Source organism: Loktanella sp. DJP18, assembly GCF_049310965.1.
GTDB lineage: Bacteria > Pseudomonadota > Alphaproteobacteria > Rhodobacterales > Rhodobacteraceae > Loktanella.
Genome location: NZ_JBMERN010000165.1, coordinates 1 through 6,625 on the forward strand (window position 1 = coordinate 1; position 6,625 = coordinate 6,625).

General features: G+C 53.3%; 7 protein-coding genes. 5 read left to right on the top strand and 2 right to left on the bottom strand.

Going from position 1 to position 6,625, the window contains the following annotated elements:
• Nucleotides 1-457 precede the first annotated feature (457 nt).
• Both ACOI1H_RS22670 and ACOI1H_RS22675 read left to right on the top strand, forming a co-directional pair.
• On the top strand, nt 458-874 hold the full coding sequence (locus ACOI1H_RS22670; protein ID WP_422440388.1) for an Hsp20 family protein: 417 nt from the start codon (nt 458-460) through the stop codon (nt 872-874).
• A gap of 201 nt (nt 875-1,075) precedes the next feature.
• Complete coding sequence (locus tag ACOI1H_RS22675) at nt 1,076-1,972, top strand: hypothetical protein (RefSeq protein WP_422440390.1); 897 nt, start codon at nt 1,076-1,078, stop codon at nt 1,970-1,972.
• Nucleotides 1,973-1,987: 15 nt separating this feature from the next.
• On the opposite strand, the gene ACOI1H_RS22680 is transcribed toward ACOI1H_RS22675, so the two are convergent.
• The gene (locus tag ACOI1H_RS22680) at nt 1,988-2,986 is read right to left on the bottom strand and encodes a hypothetical protein (RefSeq protein ID WP_422440392.1); all 999 of its coding nucleotides are present in this window, start codon (nt 2,984-2,986) and stop codon (nt 1,988-1,990) included.
• Nucleotides 2,987-3,223: 237 nt separating this feature from the next.
• Between ACOI1H_RS22680 and ACOI1H_RS22685 the strand changes: the two genes are divergently transcribed.
• Nucleotides 3,224-3,946, top strand: a complete 723-nt coding sequence (locus ACOI1H_RS22685; RefSeq protein ID WP_422440393.1) for a trypsin-like serine peptidase — start codon at nt 3,224-3,226, stop codon at nt 3,944-3,946.
• A 63-nt stretch (nt 3,947-4,009) separates the two neighbouring features.
• Nucleotides 4,010-4,546, top strand: coding sequence for a hypothetical protein (locus tag ACOI1H_RS22690; RefSeq protein WP_422440395.1), 537 nt, complete (start codon nt 4,010-4,012; stop codon nt 4,544-4,546).
• Nucleotides 4,547-4,555: 9 nt separating this feature from the next.
• Here ACOI1H_RS22690 and ACOI1H_RS22695 read toward each other — a convergent pair whose 3' ends face one another.
• Complete coding sequence (locus ACOI1H_RS22695; RefSeq protein WP_422440396.1) at nt 4,556-5,161, bottom strand: hypothetical protein; 606 nt, start codon at nt 5,159-5,161, stop codon at nt 4,556-4,558.
• A gap of 354 nt (nt 5,162-5,515) precedes the next feature.
• Here ACOI1H_RS22695 and ACOI1H_RS22700 point away from each other — a divergent pair, with 354 nt between their 5' ends.
• Entirely contained in the window at nt 5,516-6,541 is a 1,026-nt protein-coding gene (locus ACOI1H_RS22700; protein WP_422440398.1) for a J domain-containing protein, read from the top strand.
• The last annotated feature ends 84 nt before the right edge of the window (nt 6,542-6,625 follow it).

A 6,625-nucleotide genomic window follows, 5' to 3' on the forward strand; every position in this document is an offset into this window, starting at 1 on the left:
CCAAACCAGCATTCACGCATACCTGGTTCTGACAGATAGCAGCTGGAGACCGGCGCAAAGCGGGAAACGAGCGTCCACTGTTCACGGTCAACGAAGCTGGCTTTCTTTCTGTGTGTCTTTCTTTCTGTTCGGAAGGTAAATTGAATGATCGCCTGGCCTCACAACTGTGAGGCCAGGCGTAATGATTCAGAAAACTAACGATGCGGTCTGGAGGTAGATGACGAAAAAAAAACCAGACCAATGCGCCAACTGCCCCAGACCCATCACCGTCTCAGACGTGAAGGTCGTCAAAAGAAAATTTCAGTGAAGGATAAGAAAAGCAGTTTCGGCGTGCTTGAATTAAGAGGGTAGGGGCCTCACATTTCTCAAACGGCTCCTGCTCGAATGAGGGGTGCCGATAACCGACCGCTCCATTTGGAGGGTCAATCCAACTGTGTCGCTTTAGAAAGGTCACACCATGCAAGCTCGTCACAACCTACCCACCTTTGGTCTTAATCCAGCAGCGATGCTGAGCGCATTCGAGCGCGCCATCGATCAGGCAGACAGCGGGTCCTACCCACCCTTCAACATTCTCAAGTCCGGCGAGCACACCTTCAGTGTTGAGATCGCGCTTGCGGGATTTTCCGATGAACAGATCACGATCTCTGTCGAGCGGCGCGAGCTGATCGTCGAGGCGAAACCGGCCGCTGAAGACGAGACGCGATCCTATCTGCACAAGGGCATTGCGCAACGTGCGTTCCGACGTGTGTTCCGGCTTGGCGAGCACATGCAGGTTGCTGATGCTTCAATGGCAGATGGCATGCTGGTCATCTCACTCGTTCGCGAGATCCCGGAAGCTGACCAGCCACGCCGCGTGAACATCACACGCAACTAAGTCGAGAAAGCACGTCACATTCTAGCGGCCCGTTGCCTAAGCAGCGGGCCGCTTTTCATTGAATAATCTATGAGAAATCCCACATCGACAAAAAGATCCGCATTCGCGGCGCCTTTTTTCTGTCATCTGGTGGAATTTTCTTTTGTCCACTCAGGTTGAACCAACTTCCTCATCAAGACAACCATACCAAAGTTTGGCCATGTGTTACTTGAGGAAGAAATGAAAATATCACGTAGATCTGTTTGCGTCCGCGGAAGTGTCATCGTTGAGTATGGCATCCTCCTCAGTGTGCTTGGTGTTGTCTCAGCTCTTTTGATTCCGCCCCTGTTTGACACGGTGCGGCTGAACTTCAAAACGATCGCAATGAAGATCGATGAAGATCCGGGTTACACAGGCCCAGTTAGGCCAACCCCTGAAACTGACCCAGCCCCTGAAGTTCCTCCGACCGACCCCACCGATCCAACTGATCCCACCTACGATCCAAACACCGAAACCGGTGGCGGCGGGGGTGGTGGCACTACACCGCCTACAGATCCTACATCACCGACAGAGCCTACAGACCCGACCAATCCTACAGACCCAACATCGCCGGCAGAAGGCGAAAAAGTTTGCTTTGGCGGAACCTCAACAGCGCGGCCGCCAATCTATCGCGACAACGGTGATACCGTAATTTTGAGCCTTGGTGGTGACCAACTGGCTACATTCAATGACCTGCGTCTTTTCGATACGCCGGAAGGTCGAAAGATCCAGGCTCAAAGAGTGCGTCCAATCGGCAGCAATAAGGATATCTACCTCGTAAAATTCACCAATGTCCGTGGTGCCGTCGAAGTCACCACAGGACAAATCGCTCAGATCATTGCTCCTAATGGCACAATCGTCGTGTCGAACATGATTGTTAATGCCCAATGGGAATACGGTCTCGCGACGGGAGATGAATATGTTTTGTTTCCCAGTTATGGCTACATCATGGATGTGCGATCATCCATGAATGGGAACAATAACTACACGCTTCAGGACCAGATCGGTCACCCGAACTTCGGTGACAACGACGGCGAATTCGATTTTAATACCGCTGGCTGTAACGCGCCAGGGTTCTGATCCTTTGGCTTACCACTATGTTATCTTGAGGCTTTCTATCGCCAGTGAAAGCACAATCCTGGCCGTCCGATAGTCCAGTCTGCGACGGAAACATCCATCTTGCCTGATGCCCTTGAAGGGCGTCAGGATCACATCCTCTGACAATGATCTGATCCGTTCAAGTCTCTCGTTTGCAGCAGAGATAACAGCGTCCACGCTTCTCTCGTCGACGCCGTCTACATCGAGCCTGGTGACGATCCGTGAGCTGTTCTTGATGGCAGACTGAGGGATGCTTCCACCACGAACGAAAGCAATAGATGCGTGTGACGATGTGTCGACGGCCTTCAGGCCAATCAGTCCTGTAGGGCTGTTGAAGCGCACATTCACAGTTACGGGCAGGCGGGGTAGGGCGTCCCGCAACTGGCACTCAATACCAAGCTGACGCTCCCATACCCAAAGCGTGGTGCTCTCAGAGGATTTTTCAAAGAGCGCCAGACAAACCGGATGACAAGTGTCGTTGAACATGTCTCGAAATGGCAGATCGATGAGATGCGTCAAGCGATCCCGGAAGAGGTCCAAAGTGCCGAAAGCGGCAGGCAGAATGGCCGCAACGAATTCGGAGCGCCCAAGCATCAAGCTGAGAGCCTCAAGATAGGCATCCTGGTAGATGGTATCGGGGAAAACGATGCGGCGCCTGCGTGCTGAGTTCCTGGCGATGTAGGGCGGGTTTGTCACAACCACGCCGTCGATGTCAGGATAGTCGAGCAACGTGTTCCTCTGTTCGATCCAATCAGCAGCAGGATTGATGTCAAAAGCCCGCACATCCTTGATGAGATCTGCATCGAGAAGCATCCGGACGCTATCCCCGCCTCCAGCAAAAGGCTCAATGAGCGTGCTGGTTCTCAACCCTGCGCGATGTGCCCACGCCAAAAATTCCGTGTGAGAGAAGGGAGAACGGCACGTGAAGAATTGTCCATCGCGTCGCTTCGCATCTGAAATATTGAAAATTTCGGTTGCAACAAGAGTGCAAATCATGAAAGCCGGCCTCCCTAAAGTGGAGTTGGGACCCGGTCGTGGTGACTCGTAACCACATGACAGAAAGATTGCCAAAAAGAGCATGCAATTCGACATGCTGATACCAGATGTGACGGCCTTCAGGTCGAAAATATGCGGTCTGTTCATAGCCTGAATTAACGCTAACCGGCATCTTCATTTTTCCAGGACGACAAATGACACCATCTGAATGAGAGGGAAGATTCAGAGGGTCGAGAGATGGGCAAAGTGAGATCATCAGTCAGCAAGGCTTTGTTTGCGATACTGACTGCAAGCACGTTGTCGGCCTATGCCCAAGTTGATGAAGCACCAAGTCTCCATCTCGCGACGGTGGGCCACGTCACGACATCTGGCTACGGAAATTGCGGCTTTGTTGCGATTGGAGCAGACCTCGTCATGACAGCCGCGCACTGCGTTGTTCTGTCGGGTGCGACGGAGCCGGTTGACCCATCACGCGTTACCGTCAGCGTGCACGCTTATGACAAGCCTGTGCAAGAAATTGCGGTCAAAGATATCGCGACCAACCCTGCATTCCATTACGACATTGATCCGACCCGGGAGACCGTCGGCCATGATGTCGCTTTGCTGCGTCTGTCTGCGCCGATCGATGGCACATTCGAAGCAGTCTTTGCGGCACCAGAAGACCTGACTTTCGTGGGGCTACTCCCGATCGTGGAGGGTGCCGAAACTTTTCAACCTGATGCATGCCCGGTGAAGGTTGAAGCCGGAAACGTCCTCGTCCTGGACTGCGCGCGTATCCCCGGGACATCCGGATCTCCGGTATTTGCAATGGTCGAGGGTAAGAGACGCGTGATCGGCGTTATCTCAGCTGGCGGCAAGCGCGATAACGGGCAAGAAATTACCTTCGGCACCAACGCTGCCGCCGCATTCGAAGGCCTGACATGGCTCATTAAGGATCGTGGAGCAGTCGGAAAATTCTGACATCGCAGTAGGGCTGCCTGAACCTTCTAAACTTTCACTAAATTACATACCTGGAGTAGATACATGTTGGTCAATTTCTGCGGCGCCCCGGGATCTGGAAAAACGACCATGATGGCGGGAGCGTTCTTCGAGCTCAAGGCAGCGGGTTGGGATGTTGAGACTATCTCGGAGGCATCGAAGGAAAAGATCTATGAAAAGGATCTGTTCTCTTTGTCCGATGAAATCCTCATCTTTGCTGAGAAATACCGTCGTGTTCTGAGACTTGCAGGCACTGATATCAAGTTGACTGATACGTCATTGCGACAGTCTGCATATTACGCAGAGGGAAAATTCGGTCCCATCGGCGAACAATTCTTCCGTAACGTCGCAGATGGCTTCGACAATATCTACATCATTGTCGATCGCGTGCACCCGTACATCCCCAAAGGTCGCATGCAGGACCCGAGTGACGCAGACAAAGCTGGGGTCGAGATCATCAGTGACATCATGTCGTCCGGCAGTCCTGTGATCACTGTCGATGGTCACAGGACTTCTCTGGAGGCCATCATCGCGTTCATCACAGAGCAGGCCCAACTGCGCGGCCTGGCGAGCGCGGCCTGAAAAGGCTAATTATCCCGCCAAGGTCATCGAGGACAATCTGATGTTCTCCACGGCATGGACAAGCGTCCTGACGGCGCAGGGTAGGGGCAAACGCACCGCATCCTGAAGTGTCATCTCGAAATCCACAACCGGCTCAATCCTGATCATCATCTCGCGCTTACCGGTTTCACGACCAACGCCGAGAACCTCCACGATGGCATGTACCTGTCCAGATCGGGATTTAAGCCGGCGGCCGCTGCCCTTGATCCAGTCGCAGCACTTCCAGTGTTCCCAGGGTGTCAGAGTTTCCATCTCACCCATCCGGGTCTTTCGGATCTGGAATTCGCGTCTCACCTCGATAGGAACATCTTCAAAATCCGAAAGCCAGGCGCCACGACCATCTTGGCGCAACAGAACACGAGGTCTCCGTGTCGTTTTCTCGACAAGGATCTCCCAGACTTCATCGCGGGCCAAGATATCGATCTTTTCCTCGATAGCGATTGCTGTGTCGAAGTTTGTCATCCGACCAAAGGTTCGCGAGATCTGCTCAGTATCTGCGTTTGGACGCAAACCAAGAAGTCTCGCAAGATCTGCGACGGTTGAGAGAGTTTTTGTTGTTTTCGCGGCTTCGAACAAAGTCAGTCTCCCTAAAAATATCTACGCATTCCAATGAAACGATATTTTGGGTGGGGAGCGGGCTGACTGTGGACCAGAGGGTTCACGGGGCAATGGCAAAGCCACCGCCGGAAGCGCAAGATCAGGAAGGTGTCTGATCTGCGATGTCAGCATCCAAATCTCAAGTCAGGTGGTCCGACGGATATGTTGGTTCTATCATATGAAGAAAGTATGGCCTCAATCACGCACACCGCAACACAAATTCGCATAAAAGCGGAAAAACTTTAGGAACATGCGGCTGCCGACCAACACAGCGAGGCACCATCTCCACATTGAACATGTGCTGCTTGGCAGCACTCCTCATGGATGACGCCTTTGAACGACTTTCAGATACTGGGCATCGCGCCTGGCTCAGATGATGAAACGATCAAAAAGGCATGGCGCAAGCTCGCCAAAAAGTTCCATACAGACAGACTACCGAATTCGAAGGAAGCCCACGACCGAATTGCGTCCATCAATGCGGCTCACGACCGAATTGTCGCCGGGAAGCCAAATATGGGCGATCGCGATCAAAAAGGCAGGCCCCCAAAGCAAGCTGACATCAAAACGCAGCCATTTCGTGGGTTTGAGGATCTGCGGAAGTCTTCAACCGTGACGCGTCCGCCGAGACCGCACCCATTCAGCCATCAAAGACCCTCACCGCAATCCGCTTCGGCTCCGTTAGCCCCAGACGACGCCAGCAACGATCCGGTGCGTTCGGCAATGAAGGGTAAGCAAGTTCACCTCGAGCCCAATGCTGCTGACACAGATCAACGTCGAGAAGAGCGCATAGCAGCCGCACGGGCGAACGCTGTGCAAAAATTTACGCGTGAACACAGTGTCCCATCGGTTGAGGTGCAGGATCAGCGCATGAGGGCGCCTATTGATGCTCGCGTCATGCAGGCCGATATCGATGTGTCCGCGGCGGGCAAGGATGCAATGAGAGACGCCCTTGAGCGTCGCATGAGGCAGGAAGCATTCCGTCGCGTCACCGAACTGCGTGGCCACTACGCAGATCCGCGCCAGGCAGTTGATACCAATCGCGGTGATCTGCCTGGATTTCACATGGCTGACCACATCGCTTTCAAGGGGCGGAAAGTGCAGATCCACGTCTTAGAAATGGCAAAGGATGGTCGGAATATCGTTGCAATGCCCGATCTCATGATGGTCGATCAGAATACCGTTCGACAGGGAAACAGCGTCCATCTATATGAAATTATTGGGAAAGATGGTCGCCAATCCCAGAAGCTGGACGCCAGCTACAATCCCATTAAAGGCGCAATGGCTGTCGACGTCGAGTTTGTCTTCGGGAGCGACAGATGCCGCACAAAAACCAGATCGCAGGCCGACGAACAGCGCTGAAGCAATGGCCTCATCAGCTGGATACCGCCGAAAATCGCAGGTCGTGACTGCGGATGTCCGCAAAAGAGAAACTAGATGCCTGCG

What these genes read in the sequence shown, in the direction of transcription:
- ACOI1H_RS22670 (WP_422440388.1), top strand. Translation starts at nt 458, where the DNA reads ATGCAAGCTCGTCACAACCTACCCACCTTTGGTCTTAATCCAGCAGCG.
- ACOI1H_RS22680 (WP_422440392.1), bottom strand. Translation starts at nt 2,986, where the DNA reads ATGATTTGCACTCTTGTTGCAACCGAAATTTTCAATATTTCAGATGCG.
- ACOI1H_RS22685 (WP_422440393.1), top strand. Translation starts at nt 3,224, where the DNA reads ATGGGCAAAGTGAGATCATCAGTCAGCAAGGCTTTGTTTGCGATACTG.
- ACOI1H_RS22690 (WP_422440395.1), top strand. Translation starts at nt 4,010, where the DNA reads ATGTTGGTCAATTTCTGCGGCGCCCCGGGATCTGGAAAAACGACCATG.